The sequence below is a fragment of the Thalassobellus citreus genome, assembly GCF_044385915.1.
Classification (GTDB): Bacteria; Bacteroidota; Bacteroidia; order Flavobacteriales; family Flavobacteriaceae; genus Thalassobellus; species Thalassobellus citreus.
Window position 1 is genome coordinate 344,846 of the sequence record NZ_JBISCC010000129.1, and the last position, 19,540, is coordinate 364,385.

Genomic DNA, 19,540 nt, shown 5'->3' on the forward strand with positions numbered 1-19,540 from the left:
TTTTCATGATGATATATAGGGTGTTAGAGCTTTAGTATTATAACTATTTTAGTTTTACATCTAGATAGACAGAGTTACGGCCATACGTTTCATAGAACGGTTTAAAAAGTACGTCTCCTATATAAAACTCTAATGTTTCTGGATTTCCTTCTATTGATTTACTAATGTCTTTAGCATCTAATGTTATTTTATGCCAATCTTTACGAGATTCAGATTCTTGTGCTGCAAGTAAAACAGGTCCGTAAAATAGACTAGCAATGTTTTGTTGATCCATAACAGATTCTAGATGAAATTGAAATGGCATGCTAAGTTCAATAACATCACCGTTTTTCCATTTGCGACATAACGTTAAATAGCTTCCTGGTTTTGCATCTACTTTTTGTTTCTTTCCATTAATTGTTACAAAAAATCCTTTAGTAGCCCAATGTGGAACACGAACATTAATCTCAAATTTCCCTTTTCCTTTTATTGTTAATTGTGTGTTGTCTTTTTTAGGAAAAGCTGTTTTTTGTTCTATAATAACATTTTTTTCTGTCCAATTTAAAGTTGAAGGTATATATAGATTTACATATAAAGCTTTATTATCGTTACTTTTAAAATAAATAGAGTTTTGAAGTTTTGTACTACTTTCTAATGCTGTACCATTACAGCATGTAAACCCTTTCATATCTGGATTTGAAAAATGTTTTATAGATCCTGCTCTTAATGGTATATGATATGTGTTGGCAGGACTATCTTCTGCAACAGAAGCAAGAATGTCATTATAAATACCACGTTCATAGTAATCCATTAACTCTCCACGTTGATCGAAAAGAAATAGGTTTTTGGTTAATTTAAGCATGTTGTACGTTGCACAAGTTTCATTTTGCCCTCCAGCCGATAAACCATTTTTATAAATGGTTGCAGGTTCGCTTATAAAACATTCAGCATTATTAGGGTTACGAGCTCCTGCTACACCTCCAATACTATACATATAATCATTGGTAGTTTTATACCAAAAATTATCAGATATATGAAAATAGTCAGAGACATTAGAATCACGGTACATTTCTAAAGCTCCTACAATTTGTGGAATGTGTTGGTTAGCGTGTAATCCACGGAAGGTGTCTACGTTTTTAGCAAGCCCATGCGTATGATTAGCATCTCCAAAAAACATATCAATATTGTCAAATGCTTGTGCAACTTCTAAATAGTGTTTGTCTTTTGTTATCCTGAAAAGTCTTGCCATGGCTTCATTCATACCACCAAACTCTCCAGCAATATAGGTGTTCCACATGCTAATAAGCGTTTCGGTTGGTAACTGTTGCATACGAACATGTACCCAGCTACCCATGCCTTTAGCTATTTCTAGTGCTTTTTCATTACCGCTTACTTCATAAATATCCATTAACCCAGCAAGTATTTTATGTAGTGTATAGTAAGGCGCCCATACTTTTGAATTGTCTGTTCCGTATTTAGCACCTTTTTCTAGCATGATAAATTGATCTGGTGGGTAGGCACTAATAAATCCTTCACCCCAATTCCAGTAATCTGTACGGATACCTGTTTCACTTAAATCTGAATCATAATCTAACTTTCCTGGTCCTGGAGGAACAGCTGTTGGATCTGATTCATGTTTTCCTCCTGCCTGTTTTGGTTTACCTGATAATTGTGATAATTTATATAGCACACTAACCATATATTCCATTTTATCAGAAAACTTAGCTTGTAAAGCTTTGTCATAAGCTGTACTGGCATAAGCTTGAGCAATAGCTGTTAGGTAATGTCCTGTTGCATGCCCACGTAATTTAGTGTCTTGACTGTCCCAAACGCCCAAAGGTTCAGCACCTTGAGGTTGTTCTTGACCAAAAGCATTACGAAACATATAAAGAAAATTATCAGGGTTTGTTGTTGCAAGCGTATTTATGAATTTATCACGATTCTCAATAAACTTGGTGTTATGTCCATTACTATCAGTGTTTAGTGATACTTGATCTAAATTAAAGACATCTAATTTTTGATTAGGAGTCTTGCTTGTTTGCTTTTCTTTTACACTTACTGTAGCTTTTGGCTTTAAATTTGTTCCAGGAATGGTTCCTGTTATTGTATATGTTCCAATTTTAAGAACATTTCTATTGTCTATAGGAGCTGGCCAAATGACACGCGTTTTAGATATTTTAATATCATCTTGATAAATACCTTTAATGTAACGAGGTAATCGAGGAAGCGTGCCTAATACTGTTTCAACTTCAATATCAGGAATACTTATTAAGTATTCGTTATAAAGTTGAGGCTTTGCTTCTGAAAAGACCTCAAGATCGTCATCTTTTTTCTCTCTCTCATTTACTATTTTATCTTCTTGTTTTAATGCTTTATAATATATTCTAGCTATTTGTGCTTCATTTAAAGGAATTCTGTAAATTCTGAAATCATGTAATTTAGCATTAAGGTATGGTTGATTAGCTAATAATGATTTTCCTATATATAATTTGTTTTTTTCGCTTGTGCTACTTTTAAATAATTGGTCTAATTCTAGTTCTACGTTTTTAGTTTCGCTTACTAGTACACCATTAAGATAGGTGCGCATAGATTTAGAAGGAATGTCAAGAACAACAGATAGCATTACCCATTTATTAGTTTCTATAGTAGATGGCTTTGTTTTATAAGTTTTTGTATCAGAAACAATTTTAGCTAAAAAACCAGTTTCATTTTTAGTTCCTGTTGGTGTAATAAAAACATGAGATTTGTTGTTTTTTCCAAAATCAAAAAATGATTGACCATGTTTTGTTGATTGTAAATTAATCCACCCCGTAATGCTAATAGATTCTTCATTATTAACAGCTTCGCTAGGAATGGTAATATATGATTCACTTTCTGCTGATAGTGAAATTACTTTATCAAAAAGAGCATCATTTATAAATGTAGCTTTCTCTCCTTTAAGAGTAGCATGTAGATTATTTCTAGACCAATCTTTTGTATTGCCATTAAAAATGTAACGAGCAATTAACCCTGTTTCTCCAATACCATCTAAAATTTGATCGCCATTTTGAGCGTATAAAGTTGTTGTGTTTAAGGTTGTAAAAACTACTGTTAAGCAAATGAGTAACTTATATATCTTCATAATTAAATTCTTTTTCTTCAATTTTTATTAAATCTTTAATTTTTTTTAGTGATTGTAAATTTTGTTCCATGAGGGAGGTGAAACGTTCATTAAATGTTTTACAAAAAAATCTTTACGTTTTCGGTCTCCGTAAGTTGCTCCCAAAGAATGTGGCATTCCTGGAATTGTGACTAACTCAAAATCTTTATTTGCATTAATCAATGCATTTGCAAATTGCATCGTTGTTGCAGGATCTACATTATCATCAACCTCTCCCAAAATGAGCATAAGATTTCCTCCTAGTTTTTTTGCATTCTCAATATTAGAACAGGCTGCATAATGTGGACCTATTGGATACCCCATAAATTGTTCATTCCACCATAGTTTATCCATCCTATTATCATGACAGCCACATGAAGCTACGGCAACATCATAGAAATCTGAATTAAAAACTAAAGCAGCTGCAGCGTTTTGACCACCTGCAGAACCTCCAAATATACCTACCTTATCAATATTCATATAAGGGTATTTTTTTGAAGCCGCTTTCATCCATAATTTTCTATCTGGGAAACCTCCGTCTTTAAGGTTTTTCCAGGCAATGTCTTGAAATGCTTTCGACCTATTTGAAGTTCCCATGCCATCTATTTGTACAACAATAAAGCCAAGTTCTGCTAAAGAAGACATGGTCCAATAATAAGCATGAAAATCTTTAGGAACAAAAGAACTGTGAGGTCCTGCATAAATGTATTCTATAACAGGATATTTTTTATTAGGGTTAAAAGATGTTGGACGCACGATAATACCCCAAATATCGGTTACACCATCTCGTCCTTTTACTTTAAAAGGTTCTGGAGCTATCCAGCCTTCGTTTATTAAAGCTGTGTTATCGCCTTTTTGAAGTTCTAAAATAGTTTTGGTATTGTCTATTGATTTTAAAACTGTTACAGGTGGTGTGTTTACACTTGAATACTGATCGACATAATACTTATAATCTTTTGAAAACGTAACTGTATGATTACCATTTTCTGTAGTAAGTCGTTTAAAATGTTTTCCATCAAAACCTATTTTGCAATAATGTGTAAAATATGGATCTTGATTTTTATCTAATCCGCTAGCTGTAAAATAGATGGTTCTATTTTCTTCATCTACATGAATCACTTTTCTAACAACCCATTTTCCTTTGGTTATTTGATTTTTAACAACTCCATTAATTCCGTCATATAAGTATAAATGATTCCAACCATCTCGCTCTGAAGCCCAAACTATTTCCTCAGCATCGTTAATATCGTACCTGTATCTTTTACCACTATAATCTATAAACGTTTTAGCTGTTTCGTTTATTAAAACATTTAGTTTGCCTGTTTCTGCGTTTATATTAATAATTTTATAAGCTTGATGTCCACGTTGGTTGTATTCAAATGTAAACGATTTACTATCAGATCTCCAATTGATATTGTGAAGATTAAATTGATTACTGAATTCTGTGGTAGGAATAGCGATATGTTTTTTAGATTCAACTATAAATAATTGAGGACTTTTAAAAGGTAATTCATCTCCAGGTTTTCTATAATCTCTAGACTGTAATTTAGGTTGTAGTTGGTCTTTTGGAGACGATTCTACAAAGTATATTTTATGGTCTTCACCAGGTCTTACCTTATACGCCATTATTTTTTTTCCATCTGGAGACCATTTAATATATGAAGAATAATAAAAGCCTTGAGAACCATCATAACTTAATTGACTTTCTTCTTTGGTTTCATTATCTTTTATATAAAGATTAAAGTTTTTTATGAAAGCTGTCGTCTTTGAATCGGGAGAAACAACTGGAGGGTTTTTTGTTTCATCAAAAAAGTTTCCCCAATAGCCCCAATCTTTTTTTTCTTCGAGGTTAATGCTATCTAAAACTTTTAAAATGTAGTTATTGAGATTGCAAGAAATAAGTAAGTTTTTATAATTAAATTTTAAGCTATTAAGTTCTGAATCAAAATGTATATTATTAATATTTATATCATTAGAATCAACATTTGTTTCTGTTTCTTTAGAAAGAACTTCAGCAAATTTTTGATGATTAAAAAATAGTTTTTGTGTTTTTTGTTTTGCATCAACTAAAAAATAATCAGTTCCTTTTTCTGAATTATTAACATACCATAGCAAATGATTTTTAATCCAATGAAAATCTTTAGGAGTGTTAAAAACTTTGTTTTTAAATAAAGAATCTAATGTAATCGATTTTTTATATTCTTCTAAAGTTCCTTGACTAAAGGAGCTAAAAAAGCTAAGAATTAAACAAATAATAACGATATTTTTACTTAATTTTTTCATATAATGTATAATTCATAAAATTATACATTAATAGTAAAATTTAATAGCGTAATGTTAGCTAAAACTAATAGTATATTACCCTTAACATCCTTGTTGATGGGGGCTAAGTTGTTATTTTAGTACGAATTATAATGTAATTAGTTTATTTTAAAAGGATTCTCTATTGAATGCGCAGGTTCAGTAAACCATTTAGGACCATCATTAGTCATATAAATATGATCTTCTAATCGAACACCAAATTCATTTGGGACACAAATCATAGGTTCGTTACTAAAACACATTCCAGGTTCTAAAATAGTATTATTGCCTTTAACAATATATGGATATTCGTGAATATCTAACCCAATACCATGACCTGTTCTATGTGGTAAACCAGGTAGTTTGTAATCTGGACCTAGATTATGAGATTCTAAAGTTTGTCGTGAAGCATCATCTATAGAACCGCAGGTGTTTCCTAATTGGCTGGCATTAAATGCAGCAAATTGGGTTTCTTTTTCAGTATTCCAAATGTTGCGTTGTAAATCATTAGGTTTTCCAAAAATATAAGTTCTTGTAATATCTGAAATATAATCATGAAGAGAACAACCTGTATCGACCAAAACCATATCATTTAGTTCTAAAGGTTTTGGTGTTTTTACTCCATGTGGAAATGAAGAATCTACACCAAATAATACAATACAGAAATAGGATCCAGATGAAATACCGTAACGTTTATGTGCTTCATGAATAAAATCTTCAACTTCTTTTGCAGAAATGCCAACTCTTAAAATTCTTGCGGTTGCTTTGTGGACTTCTAGAGTAATATCCATTAAAGCTTGAATAATGGCAATTTCGGCATCAGATTTAATCATTCTACATGCTGAAATTATTGGTTTAGCATTTTCAATGTTTAAAGAAATTACTTTAGAAATGCCTTCATAAATAAAAAACGGAGTACTTTCATCAATTAAAATATCGCCTTCTAAAACATTATTTTCTTTAAGAATGTTGTTTAAAAGTGTAAATGGGCTTTCATGTTCTTCCCAACAATGAATGGTTCCTTCAATAACCATGAAATCTAGAATAGTACCTTTTTCGAAGTTAGGAGCAATATAGTGAACACTACCATTAGAGAATAAAATTGCACCAACCATACGTTCACTCGGATGCCAATGCATTCCTGTGAAATATAGTAGGTTAGTGCCTGCATGTAAATAAACGGCATGTACATTTTGAGTTTGCATGAGTTTGCAAGCTTTGTATATACGTGCTATATATTCACTTTTTTGAATAGGTTTTATTAATTGTGCAGTTGGCTTTATAGCTTTTAATTCTGCTTCTATTGTAGATCCTCCTATTCCGAATGTATTCATGTTATTGTTTTATTAGTGTAAAGTTAAGTGTAAAGATTAATGTGTCATAATAGTTTTAAAAATAATTTAACTTTAATTTTCTCTGTATAAGTAGCGTTTTTCAAATTCTTCTCTGGTTAACAATATGGCACCTTTAGGGATTTGAAATAGACTGTCTGGGGTTTCTTGTTTTTTCATCTCTTTTACTCTGTAAGTTATAAAGCCCGAAAGACCATTCTTATTCTTATCAAGTGGAAATGTTGCTGAGAATATAGAAAATTTTGGAGCTTTAAACATATTGTCTAAAGGTGTTTTAACAGGTGTTCTGTTTTTAGTAATCCATAAATGAGCATCAATATTTTTACCTGATTCTTTAGCAGAGAAAGGAAACAAAAATTCTTCGCAAAGGTTTTTTGCTATTTCTTTATGTTTATTTAAAGTTTTCATTTTTTTGTCATCTTGTTGCTTGTTTATATAACCATTAAAAAACATACGATAAATGCTAAAAAGAAAGTCTTTCAGTTCTGTTTTGTAATAATATGTTGTATCGTTTTTAAAACCAAAAACAATTGCTTCCTGTTTTTTTAAATCAAGAATATAAGTTGGTGCAAGTACACGAGCCGAAAGGTTATTTTTTAAAGTATAATTATCCTTTTTAGACGAGGAGCTATTAGATTGAATTAAATTAGCATCTTGTAGTGAATTTTTTCGTAGCACTTTAAAATTCTTAATGTAAAATGTATAGGTTTGATATGGGGTGTTAAAATTGGGAGTTTCGGTTAAAGACAAAAATTGCTCTACTATTAATCTGCCTTCTCCTTGATTCATAAAAACTTGAGCTTCTGTGTAATGAATAAAGCAAAATAATGATATTAATAATAATTTTTTAGGCATAGTAATTAATCTTTTAAAGAATATATTTATAAAAAAAATAAAAGGTGTTTAAAAAAGATTAAACACCTTTTAATTAATGTAATATAGAAAGTGATCATACTTCTCTGTATGTAGCAGACAGAGTTGATATTATAATAGGGAGATTAATAATATCTCCTGAATAAGTAAGACGAACAGTACTGGTAGCTACTGCATCTATAACCTCTTGTCCAATAAGGCCTCCAAAACTTGCTCTTTGAATAAGAGTTTGGTGAGTATTTATTGTATTAGTTCCTCCAGATGTTGATGGCAATCCAAATTTAGAAATAGTTCCGAATCCACTCATTGCAAATTCTAGATTATTTTGTGCTATTGTGCAATTTGCAGAATAATATGATTTAGGACCATAAGCAGAATTTCTTCGATATGCATATTGTGCTGCAATACTAACACCGTAATTAGCACTAATGCTTGAATAGAACCCCTTGAACCCTAAAGAGGCAATCGTGTTTACTACTCCTGTATAGTACTCGGCATCTGTTCCATACATTGTGGTTGTTTTGCTATAAGATGATTCAGTGCTATTTGTTAGGAGCGTAGGAGTTAACTGAGAGGTAATGGTGTCTGATATAAATATTCTATTTTCATAGAAATATTTGTAACCCTCCTCGAAATTTTCAAATTTTAACATATTTGAATCATCAATTTTTAATCCATCTGAATTGTTGAGCCAATCTATAGTTATTAAGTTTTCAAGTTTTTCCTTATATTCTAAGTCGTTTTGAGTCTTATCGTCTATTAATTCTTCGTTTTGGCATGAGTTTATTAGTATTGCACTAAATAAATAAATAAATAAATTTTTTCATGATATTGTGTTTTATGTTAATAATTACTTTGTTATGCATAACGAAGTTAAAAGTAAGATTTTAATCACGAATAAATGTTATCATAATGTTAATAATGTAGCTTTTTATTTAAAAACAAGTAGTAAAAACAACAATAAATGTAAGTTAAATATTGTTTTTTTTATTTGAAACGCTCTGGTGCAAGCGGGTTTAAATTTACTGAAGATTTTTTGTTTCCAACTAATTCTGTTACTAATTGACCAGTAATAGGCCCTAAACTCCAACCCATCATAGCGTGTCCAGCTGCAATAGTTAAGTTTGAATATTTACTTGTTTTGCCAATAAAAGGAACGCCATCTGGCGATACAGGTCTTAAACCAGAAGTAGCATTTGCTCGTTCTTCGGCTGTAATTTCGATGTCTTTATAATATTTTTTTGCAGAATTAGCTAAAGCTTCAACACGTTGTTTTCTAACTAAGTTATTGTTTCCTGAAAACTCCATAGTTCCTGCAAAACGCGTAAATCCATCCATAGGTGTAATAGCAGCTTTTGCTTCTAGTAAAATGGTTGGTATCGTTATGCCAGTAGGTCTGTGTAAATCCATACTATACCCTTTGCCTCCTTGTATAGGAATATTTAGTTTTAATTTTGATGCTAGAGTAGATGTCCAACTTCCGCTAGCTAGAACAAATTCATCTGCTTCAAAATTTACAAATTCGGTTTTTACCGATACTATTTTATTGTTTTTTACGGTAAAGTCTTCAACTTTTTGATTGGTATGAAACACAACACCATTATTTTCTAACCAAGTTTTCATAGAGGTCATAAAATGGTTAGGCGTCATGTGAGAATCACATTTATAATGTACGGCACCAATAACATTGTTTGATAAAACAGGTTGAATTTTGTTGAGCTCTTCTTTGTTTAAGCATGTAACATCAAGTCCTTCTTTTAAAGCTCTATGGGCAATTTCATGTTCTTCTTCTTCACTCTCTGCATTACTATAAGCCATTAAAACACCTTTTTTCTCGTAATGAAAATTAAAATCTAGAGTAGCAAGCATTTCTTCAAATAACACCTGACTTTTTAGGTTCAATTCTTTAATTACAGGAATTGATTTTTCAACATTTGATTTGGTTGCCGATTTTTTAAAAAGCCATGCCCATTTAAAAAAATCAAAGTCTAATCTGGGTTTTATATAAAAAGGACTAGAGCTATTAAACATCCATTTGATACCTTGTGTAATAATACCAGGAGCTGCTAGTGGTATAAAATGACTTGGTGTTAAGTATCCTGCATTTATGAAGGATGCACCAGTTGTTATATCACTTTGATCTAAAACAGTTACAGAATAGCCTTCTTTTATTAAGTAATAAGCACTACATAATCCAGAAATTCCACCACCAATTATAACTACTTTTTGCATTAGTTTTAATGTATTTATATTGAAAAATAAAATGCGCCAGTAAAATCATTTCTTAAATAGATTTATTCTGCACGCATTCTGTGTTTTATTGTTATTTAATTTTATTGTTAAATCACTTGAAAGCCATGTGCATATGGGTCATCATCATCTATAATGATATTGTTGTAACCTGTAACTTTCGCCCATCCTTGAATACTAGGTATGATGGCTGTTTTTCCATCTAAAGTGGTTTCTTCTACAACACGACCTGTAAATTTACTACCTATAAAGCTTTCGTGAATAAACGGTTCGTCAATTTTAAGTTTTCCTTTTGCATATAATTGAGCAAGACGAGCCGATGTTCCAGTGCCACAAGGGGAGCGGTCAATCGCTTTATCACCATAAAAAACAGCATTTCTACCTGAAGAAGTTGGGTCTATAGGATTACCTGTCCATAGCATATGACTTACATCTCTAATAGTATCATTTTCTGGGTGAATAAACATGTCAGGGTATTTGGCATTGATTCGATCTCTAACCACTTGCGAATACTGAATGATTTTACTTGCGGTAAAATCGTGCACACCACTAAAATTCTTTTGAGGATCTACTATGGCGTAGTAATTACCACCATATGAAACATCAAATGTAATTTCTCCTAATTCAGGGCAATCAATGGTTAAGTTTTCAGCAGCTAAATACGATTTTACATTAACTAGCTTAACCCAGTCCACTTTTTTACCTGTTTGCTGGTATTCAATTTCAACCAATCCAGCTGGTGCTTCCATTTTTATTTTTCCAGGTGTTTTTGGGGTTACTAAGCCTTCTTCAATAGCGATAGTAATAGTACCTATTGTACCATGACCACACATTGGTAAACAGCCAGAAGTTTCAATAAAAAGAATAGCAAAATCGTTTTCAGGATTATGAGGTGGAAATAAAATACTACCACTCATCATATCATGACCACGAGGTTCAAACATGAGGCCTTTGCGAATCCAATCATATTCTTTAAGGAAGTGTTGGCGTTTTTCACTCATTGTATTTCCAATAAGATTTGGACCGCCACCAGCAACCACACGAACAGGATTTCCGCAAGTATGTGCATCAACACAAAAGAAGGTTTTTCTTGACATGTGTTTATTATATATAAGATTATTAAAACCCGTATAATATACGGGTTTTATTTATTTTTTTAATGAATCAGGAAGTAATTCTATTGGAAAAGATTGGTAGCTCACAGGTCGTACCCATCTTTTTATAGAATTTGTTCCAACAGCTGTAAACCTAGAATCTGTTGAGGCTGGATAAGGACCACCGTGTTGCATTGAAGGAGTAACTTCTACGCCAGTAGGAACACCGTTAAAAATAATTCGTCCTACCCGGTTTTCTAAAGCATCTACAATGTCGCTTAAGTTATCATAATCTTCTTCTTCAGCTAGAATAGTTCCTGTTAATTGCCCTTCTAAACCAGAAATAACTTCGATTAATTCGGCTTCATCTTTACATCTTACAACTAAAGAGAAAGGACCAAATACTTCTTGATGTGTTTTAGGATTAGCAAGGAAATTTGCTCCAGAAACACTATTTATTTGAGAAGCTGCAAAGTTAGGTTCTAATGTTCCTGATACTTTTCCAGCAACTTCAACACCAGGTTGTTCTGTATTTGCTGCACCATTTTTATCATATCCATTTTTAATATTTGGATGTAACATACTTTGTGGAGCAATAGCTATTGTTTTTTCAGCTAAATCTGTAATGAATTTTTGGGTATCATCACATTCAATAGTTAAAAGTAATCCTGGGTTTGTACAAAACTGACCAGCGCCTAAAGTGATAGACCCAGCATAGGTACTTGCTATATCTTCAGATCTATTAGCAATGGCTTTTTGCGTAATAATAACAGGGTTAATACTCCCCATTTCGGCAAAAACAGGAATTGGTTCTTCGCGTTTTGAAGCAATATCAAACAGTGCGCGACCTCCATTAATACTTCCTGTAAAACCAACAGCTTTTACTTTAGCGTGTTTTACTAGTGCTGTACCTACTTCAATGCCACCAGAAACACAAGAAAAAATACCATTTGGCATTCCTGTTTTTTCTGCAGCTTTTATAATAGCAGCAGCAACTAATTCAGCAGTTCCTAAATGCATAGGATGTGCTTTAACAATTACAGGACATCCTGCTGCTAATGCGCTTGCTGTGTCGCCACCAGCTGTTGAAAATGCTAAAGGAAAATTACTTGCACCAAAAACAACAACAGGTCCTAAAGGAATAGACGTTTTTCTAAGGTCATCTTTAGGTAAAGGTTGTCTATCTGGAATGGCTTCTTCAATTATATTGTCTTTCCAATCGTCATTAGAAACTAAATCTGCAAAAGAACGTAATTGAAATACTGTTCTACCACGTTCACCAATTGCTCTACCTTCTGGAAGTCCAGACTCCGTTGTATAGGTATCAATTAATTCTTGATCTAATGCTAAGATTTCATCAGCAATAGTATTTAAAAAAGCAGCTTTTTGTGTTCCAGGTACTTTTCTGTATACTTTAAAAGCTTCAGATGCTAATAGCACCGCTTCATCAACTTCATCTTCTGTAGCTTCAATAAAAGCTGTAGGGTTTTCAATATTTAGCTTAGGGTTTACTGTTTTATGAGTAACACTTCCTTTTCCACTAAGTTTGTTTCCAATATAATTTTTACCTGTTATCATTGTCTTTTATGTGTTTTTGTAGTAAGCTATAATAAGTCCAAAACTTCAAGCCTTTCTTTTGCTAGAACATATCTTGCTCGAACATCGTCAATTTGCTCTTGAGTTAATTTTTTACCAAAGGTACGAAGTCCACCATCTGTATCATTATGATGAATTCCCATAGCAAATTTAAGGTATTCCATTAAAAGTGGTTGAGCATCAAGGTATGATATAGAATTCATAGCCTGAGAAATTTTGTTTGCTTCAGCCCATTCTCCTTTTAAAATATACTCTTGCATAGTAACACTAGCTTTTGGGAAGATAGTACCTACACCTGTAATCCCACCACATGCTCCAGCAAGTCCTGCATATACAGTGACACTGTCAACACCTGCTAAAATTTTTAAATTTTTGTTCTCTAACATAAGCATTTCAATAGTTGAAACATCTATCGTCGATATTTTAAGAGCAGTTACTTCAGGTAGAGCAGCAAGTCTTTTAAGAAGATCAGTTGAAAGAGCATGATATCCAGCTGCATCAGGGTTGTTATAAGGCATAATTGTTACACCTGCCCCTTTTGCGGTTGCTGCAGCAAGCTCATAGTACGCATACATTTCTTCATCAGAAGGTGCCTCCTTAGTCTTTGGTGGCATAACCATGACTGTATCAACTCCAACCGTTGCAAGTCCTTCAATAATCTTGGAAAGTTCTTCTTTAGTTTCTGCAGTAGCTCCACTGATTAATGGTACATTATATTCTTTTGCAACTTCAGAAAGGGATTTTAGTAAAGATAGACGTTGTTCGTTACTCAGGTATTTATTCTCACCCAGAGTGCCAGAAGCTACAAGTCCGCCCATTCTGCTTCCACCCTTACCCTGAGCATTTAAAACAGCTGCGGCTTGTTTTTTTGTTATATCAAAGTCAATTTCAAGAGTACCGGATTCCGACTCTTTTAGCCATGTAAAAACGGCTGGCATAACGACTTCCCATTGTATCATAATATGTGTGTTTTTTTATTTTAAACAAAAGTAAATGTATGTAGAACAATTTTTCATACAATTATTAGCACTTTGTGATATTATATTACCTAATAAGTATGCTGTTAATCTTTTTCTTTTACAATATTCGCATATTAGGATTGTGATTTATTTTTATTAAACTAACGTATCCTTAATTTTAAATAATGTAGGTGTTATTGATTTTTTAATGAATAGAAATTTCTTAATAAGATATATAATATGATTCCTTAATTGTTTACTAATGGCATGTTTTTAGTTAAATATTTTAATCATATTTCTTACATTCTTGAGTGTTTAATTATTCCATTTTAGTGCATGTAGAATTTGAACTGATACATATGTGTAAATTAATAGTACATATGTATTATATTACCCCATTTTATTGTTTTTGTTTATTTTTTTAGTGTTATTTGATTAAAAAAAATGAAAGTTCTCCCGTTTAAAATACCTAAACCTGAAAATCAAGCACTCGTTTATCAAGAGTATAGAGATCGGATTTTTTATAATCAACTACATCAACATGGGGAAATTCAAATTGTATTTATAGTTAAAGGATCTGGTACTTTAATTGTAGGAGATACTATTAATGAATATAAGGCAAATGATGTTTTAGTAATTGGCGGTTATATTCCTCATTTATTCAAATCAGATGCTAGTGCGTCAGATGAATCAATTAGCCTCAATTTGTTTTTTGATCAAGATTCTTTTGGTAAAGATTTCTTTAGTATAGCAGATATGACTAGTATCCAAAGCTTTTTTAAAGATGCAGAACATGGCATTAGACTTTTGTCAAGAAAAAAAGAGGTTATAAAACAATTTAAAAAGTTAGCAAGACAAAATACTGTACTGCGAATAGGGACGCTTTTAAAAATTGTTAATCATATTAATGAAGCAAAAAAAGGAACATTATCTTCTTTTGTTTATAAAAAGAAATATACAGAGGATGAAGGGAAACGCATGAATGATGTTTTTAATTTTGCAATGGAAAAGTATTATGAGCCTATAACTTTAGAAGCTGTTTCTGAAATAGCAAATATGAGTAAAAATGCTTTTTGTCGTTATTTTAAAAAACGTACTAATAAAACATTTTTTCAGTTTTTAATAGAAATACGTATTGAGAATGCTTGTAAGTTAATTTATAACAACCCAGATTTATCAATTTCTTCAATTTCAGAAGAATGTGGTTTTCAAAATGTAGCTAATTTTAATAGAAAGTTTAAAGAAATTAAAGGGGTAACTCCTTCCCATTATAGAACTCAACAGTTTTAACTTATTAATTTTAATCGTATAAAAAAGCCTAACTTAAAATTAATAAGTTAGGCTTTTTTATACTTTATTGTTTGTTGTGTATTATTCTACTTCCCATTCAAAAATACCTGCAGCATTCTTTTCGGCAAGTTTTACTTCAAGTTTTAATGCTTTTGTTTTTACAGGTTTAAAAGTAACTTCGTTTCCAAAACCTTTTTCAATAGTATAGTCAGATGTGTTTTCTACAGGAATCCATTCATCTGCACTGTTTTTATAATATAAACTCCATTTATCAGGAACCTGACAGCCTCCCCAGGGCTTATCATCATACCAGTATATTGTTGATCTACTTATGGTTTTTTCTTCAGTAAAATTATACGAAATCCATTCTGTAGTGCCTTCTTTTGGCCACCAATGGTAGTATGGTAAAGATTTGTCGTTTTCGTCTTTAGGTATAAGCCCATCATTAATAGCAACAATGGCTTTAGCATTATGAGAAGCTTTTATTTGGCTTTCTGATGCTACTGTTGGAGCCATTGTTGGTTTTGTAGCATTTAGTTCTATAGGTAACCAAACGGCCATGTCTCCACTTCCACGATGTGCCCATGCATAATAAGGTATCATGTTTAAATTTACATCTTTTGTAACAAGTTTCCCTTGATCGTTATAACTTAATGATTGTGCTTCTGTTTGAATCATATTAATGCCGTAAAGTAAATCGTTTTTCTTTTCTACTTTAAACTCAGGTTTTTTGTTTAGAATGATACCAAAAATATCAAAATCATTATCAGGCCATTCTGCACAATACACAATAGGACCTCGTTCAATAGAAACCTTGCCCTGATCTACTTTAACAGCAGGATTTGCTTTTACAGTTCTAGTTTTCATGTCAAAATGAACTTCAATTTTGTCACCTTTTTTCCAAGTTCTGTTAATGCTTGCATAGCCTTTTTCAATGTTACTAGGTGTTTCTTTTCCATTTACTGTTATAGTAAACTTTAATTCTTTTTTATCATTATAAGAATAAAGGTTTGAAGGAACAACATCATTTTGAAGCCAACCAGGAATACGAATTTTAATGGCAAATGATTGTTTTCTTTTTGGTGAAACTTCTAGGTTGATATCTCCAGTCCACGGATAATTTGTGGTTTGTTTTATAGAAACTTGTTTGCCTTTAACAGTAAGATCTGAATTGTTAGACATGAAAAGATTTACGTATACATCATCATTATTAACAGCGTAAACATATCCTGGAATAGAAGGAATGAAACGACTAATATTTGACGGGCAACATGCGCATCCAAACCATGCTTGACGTTGGTGTTGACCAATAGATTCTAATGGGTTAGGGTAGAAGAAGCTACCACCGTCTAAGGATACTCCTGATATAAGACCGTTATACAAAGTACGTTCTAAAACATCGTAATATTTAGAATCTCCATGTAGTAAGAATAAGCGATGATTTAAGTATACATTACCAATAGCAGCACAAGTTTCACAATATGCAGACATGTTAGGTAACTCATAATTTTTGCCAAAAGCTTCTCCGTGTCCTGTAGCACCAATACCTCCTGTGATGTATAGCTTTTTTGAAACAATATTATCCCAAATTTTGTCAATGGCATGTATGTAATTTTCATCGCCAGTAAGAGCAGCAACATCAGCCATACCAGAATACATGTATGATGCGCGAACCGCATGTCCAACAGCTTCATCTTGTTCTAAAACAGGTTTATGAGATTGACTGTATTCTGATTTAATATGCGTGTGACCACGTTTATCTAGTATTAGTTTTGCAAAATCAAGATATTTTTTATTTCCTGTAACCACAGAAAGTTTAGCAAGAGCCATTTCTGTAATTTGATGTCCAGGAACTACCATGGTTTGTCCAGGTTGATCTCCAACTTCACGTACGGCACAATCGGCAAATTTAATAGCAATGTCAAGAAAACTTCGTTTCCCTGTTGCTTGATAGTGTGCTACAGCGCCTTCAACCATGTGTCCAAGGTTATATAGTTCATGACTTAAATCTTCTTCTTTTTCCCAACGTTTTGTGCCTGCCCAATCGTGTGTGTGTTCAGGATTCATGGTTCTAAAGGTGTATAAATACCCATCTGGTTCTTGAGCTTTGCCTACAATTGTAATAAGGCTGTCAATATATTTATCCAATTTTTCATCAGGAAAAGTTTGCATAGAGTAGCTAGCGCCTTCAATGGTTTTGTATACATCGGTATCGTCAAATGTAAAACCTTCTACCTTGTATGTTTCATCAGGATTTGCTGCTTTTAAGAAATTTTCATAACGTCCTGTGGTTTCGCATTTGCCAAAAGCAAGTGGAATAGTAGTAACTCTACTGGCTTTAAGGCGTTGTCCCCAAAAAGTATCTGTAACGTTTACAGAAGTAAAGGGTACAGGAGAAATAGGGTATCCTGTTTTTGTTTTCTTTTGTGCTTGACTTATGAAAAAGCTTAGAGCAAAAAAGCAAATTATTGATTTACGTATCATATCAACTTTTAATTTTAGTAATTTGTTTTTTCTTTATTTTTTTGTTATTATAGCTGCCCATCCACCCGATTTATTTAAGCGAATATTCATTTTAGAAGTGTTGTTAATGTTTTTTTCTTCAATACTGTAATCACTGGCTATTTTATCTGAGTTTATACCATCTCTCATCCATTTTATATGGTAGTCACCAGTATCTAAAAATGAAAAATCAATGGTGAAATCTCTAGGTGCTTCATCATTCATTGCTCCAATGTACCATGAATCTCCATGTTTTCTTGCCATGATTACATAATCTGCAACTTTAGCCTCTAACACCAAAGACTCATCCCAAACCGTTGGGATTTTTGAAATGAATGCCGTAGTTTCATGTTCTCTGTAATAATTACTAGGTGTATCACTCAACATTTGAAGTGGTGCTTCGTAAATAACATACATAGCAACTTGATGCGCTCTCGTACCCATAACCATAGGTCTGTCAAAACGCGCTGTAAAGTTTTCTTTATGTACATTATCAAGACCGCCAGGAGTAAAATCTATTACACCAGCTGTCATTCTTGTAAAAGGAATGGTTAGTTCGTGTTCTGATGTTATTTTATCTTCCCATTTGCAGTTTTCTAAACCTTTAACACCTTCGTAATTAATTACGTTAGGATAAGCTCTTCTTAATCCAGATGGTTTAAAAGCACCGTGAAAATCTACTAATAAATGATGTTCTGCTGCTTTTTTAGCAACACGTTCATAAAAATTAACTACGTATTGATCAGCTCTTTGTATAAAATCAATTTTTACGCCTTTAACGCCCCAATTTTCGAAAATACTTAAAATAGTTTCCATCTCTTCGTCTAACGGACGCCATAAGCTCCAAAGTATAATATCAACACCTTTTTCTTTTCCGTATTTAACTAATTCTGGAATATTAATCTCAGGGTTAGATTCCTTTACATTAAGCGTGGTTTTAGACCAGCCTTCATCAAGAATTATATATTCTAAGCCATATTTAGAGGCGAAATCAATATAATATTTGTAGGTTTCAGTATTTATTCCTGATTTAAAATTAACACCATCTATATTATTAGCATTCCACCAATCCCAAGCTACTTTTCCTGGTTTAATCCAAGAAACATTGTTTAGTTTTAAAGGGTTTGCTAATTGGTATACTAAATTGTTAGATATTATATCGCTATCTTTTGGTGAAATCATAAAAACACGCCAAGGAAACGCTCTATTACCAGATGTATTAGCAATATAATTTGCTTCTTCTCCTATTATTTCTGCACGATCGCGTTTTCCTTTTTTAGTTGATAATACTACTTTCGGGAATATACTTTTAAATCCAGCATCGTCTTTTTGTAAAAACATATGAGGGTAATCGTAAATATTCGATTCTGTAAAACTAATGCTAGGAGTATTCGGTTTTGTAAATAACAACGGTAAATTAGCAATAGTGGTATTAGGTATATTAGAAGAGTTTAATACCTCAAAATAGTTTTCAAAATGAGAAATTAAGCTTTTTTCTTCTGGTAAATAGCAAGAAAAATCTGGTTGCAAATTAAATTGCATTTCCTCATTAGTAACCTTAATGTTTTTCTTTCCTAATTTTGTAACATATCTGTAAGTTACTCCATTGTTATATACTCTAATTTCAAAATCGAAATGATTATAGCTTAAGGTTAATTGATTATAAGCATCATTAATAATTTTGTTTTTTGTTGGTATAATGGCTTTAATGGTTTTATTTTCAGAAGAAATTTTCGCCTTTTTAAATCTAGACGCAGCTACTAACGATCCTTTTTCTTCTAATAATAGATTTGAAGTAATATCATTAATAAGTGGCATGCCTGAATAACTAATATTAAGATGTAAAGAATTTTTACTCTCTACAGAAACTAAAATATTACCATCAGAAGATTGTATTGTTTGTTGCCCAAAAAAATGAATGGAGTAGAAAAAGAATAAAGCGAACAGTTTGTTTGCATAGGAGGTTTTTATCATGAGTGTTAAATTTATTTTTATTTGAATAACAGCTTTGTTAAATTAAGAATAAGTTAAATTAATAAATGTAAAAATAGCGTGTTATTGTTTTATTCTATTTAAAATAATTATCAGAATATGGTATTATATTATCAGGTTTAAATCTTTTGTTTTTTGTAATAACTCTGCAAAAAAAAATACACTATTGTATTCTCTAGGTTGGTAGTCATATTCTTAGTTTTAGCTCGTTTT

12 protein-coding genes are annotated in these 19,540 nt (G+C 32.0%); 1 reads left to right on the plus strand and 11 read right to left on the minus strand.

Annotated features, from left to right (window positions below; genetic code table 11):
- Nucleotides 1-43: 43 nt before the first annotated feature.
- From ACH5TX_RS17340 to ACH5TX_RS17380, 9 genes are all read right to left on the minus strand, one after another.
- Nucleotides 44-3,100 carry a beta-L-arabinofuranosidase domain-containing protein gene (locus tag ACH5TX_RS17340; RefSeq protein WP_439340757.1) on the minus strand — a complete coding sequence of 1,019 codons (3,057 nt, stop codon included), beginning with the start codon at nucleotides 3,098-3,100 and terminating at the stop codon, nucleotides 44-46.
- Nucleotides 3,101-3,145: 45 nt separating this feature from the next.
- Entirely contained in the window at nucleotides 3,146-5,401 is a 2,256-nt protein-coding gene (locus tag ACH5TX_RS17345) for a S9 family peptidase (protein ID WP_439340758.1), read from the minus strand.
- Between the two features lie 137 nt (nucleotides 5,402-5,538).
- The gene (locus tag ACH5TX_RS17350; protein ID WP_439340759.1) at nucleotides 5,539-6,753 is read right to left on the minus strand and encodes a M24 family metallopeptidase; all 1,215 of its coding nucleotides are present in this window, start codon (nucleotides 6,751-6,753) and stop codon (nucleotides 5,539-5,541) included.
- Nucleotides 6,754-6,825: 72 nt separating this feature from the next.
- Nucleotides 6,826-7,626, minus strand: coding sequence for a hypothetical protein (locus ACH5TX_RS17355; RefSeq protein WP_439340760.1), 801 nt, complete (start codon nucleotides 7,624-7,626; stop codon nucleotides 6,826-6,828).
- A gap of 94 nt (nucleotides 7,627-7,720) precedes the next feature.
- The gene (locus ACH5TX_RS17360; RefSeq protein ID WP_439340761.1) at nucleotides 7,721-8,296 is read right to left on the minus strand and encodes a hypothetical protein; all 576 of its coding nucleotides are present in this window, start codon (nucleotides 8,294-8,296) and stop codon (nucleotides 7,721-7,723) included.
- Between the two features lie 335 nt (nucleotides 8,297-8,631).
- Nucleotides 8,632-9,876, minus strand: coding sequence for an NAD(P)/FAD-dependent oxidoreductase (locus ACH5TX_RS17365; protein WP_439340762.1), 1,245 nt, complete (start codon nucleotides 9,874-9,876; stop codon nucleotides 8,632-8,634).
- Nucleotides 9,877-9,983: 107 nt separating this feature from the next.
- Nucleotides 9,984-10,991: a 4-hydroxyproline epimerase gene (locus ACH5TX_RS17370; protein WP_439340763.1), complete on the minus strand. Its 1,008-nt coding sequence runs from the start codon at nucleotides 10,989-10,991 to the stop codon at nucleotides 9,984-9,986.
- Between the two features lie 51 nt (nucleotides 10,992-11,042).
- Nucleotides 11,043-12,566, minus strand: coding sequence for an aldehyde dehydrogenase (NADP(+)) (locus ACH5TX_RS17375; protein ID WP_439340764.1), 1,524 nt, complete (start codon nucleotides 12,564-12,566; stop codon nucleotides 11,043-11,045).
- Between the two features lie 26 nt (nucleotides 12,567-12,592).
- Complete coding sequence (locus tag ACH5TX_RS17380; protein WP_439340765.1) at nucleotides 12,593-13,543, minus strand: dihydrodipicolinate synthase family protein; 951 nt, start codon at nucleotides 13,541-13,543, stop codon at nucleotides 12,593-12,595.
- Between the two features lie 444 nt (nucleotides 13,544-13,987).
- On the opposite strand from ACH5TX_RS17380, the gene ACH5TX_RS17385 reads away from it, so the two are divergent.
- Nucleotides 13,988-14,833 carry an AraC family transcriptional regulator gene (locus ACH5TX_RS17385; protein WP_439340766.1) on the plus strand — a complete coding sequence of 282 codons (846 nt, stop codon included), beginning with the start codon at nucleotides 13,988-13,990 and terminating at the stop codon, nucleotides 14,831-14,833.
- Between the two features lie 81 nt (nucleotides 14,834-14,914).
- On the opposite strand, the gene ACH5TX_RS17390 is transcribed toward ACH5TX_RS17385, so the two are convergent.
- Together ACH5TX_RS17390 and ACH5TX_RS17395 are read right to left on the minus strand one after the other, a co-directional pair.
- On the minus strand, nucleotides 14,915-17,317 hold the full coding sequence (locus tag ACH5TX_RS17390) for a glycoside hydrolase family 127 protein (protein WP_439340767.1): 2,403 nt from the start codon (nucleotides 17,315-17,317) through the stop codon (nucleotides 14,915-14,917).
- Between the two features lie 33 nt (nucleotides 17,318-17,350).
- Nucleotides 17,351-19,309 carry a glycoside hydrolase family 97 protein gene (locus ACH5TX_RS17395; protein WP_439340768.1) on the minus strand — a complete coding sequence of 653 codons (1,959 nt, stop codon included), beginning with the start codon at nucleotides 19,307-19,309 and terminating at the stop codon, nucleotides 17,351-17,353.
- Nucleotides 19,310-19,540: the final 231 nt, after the last annotated feature.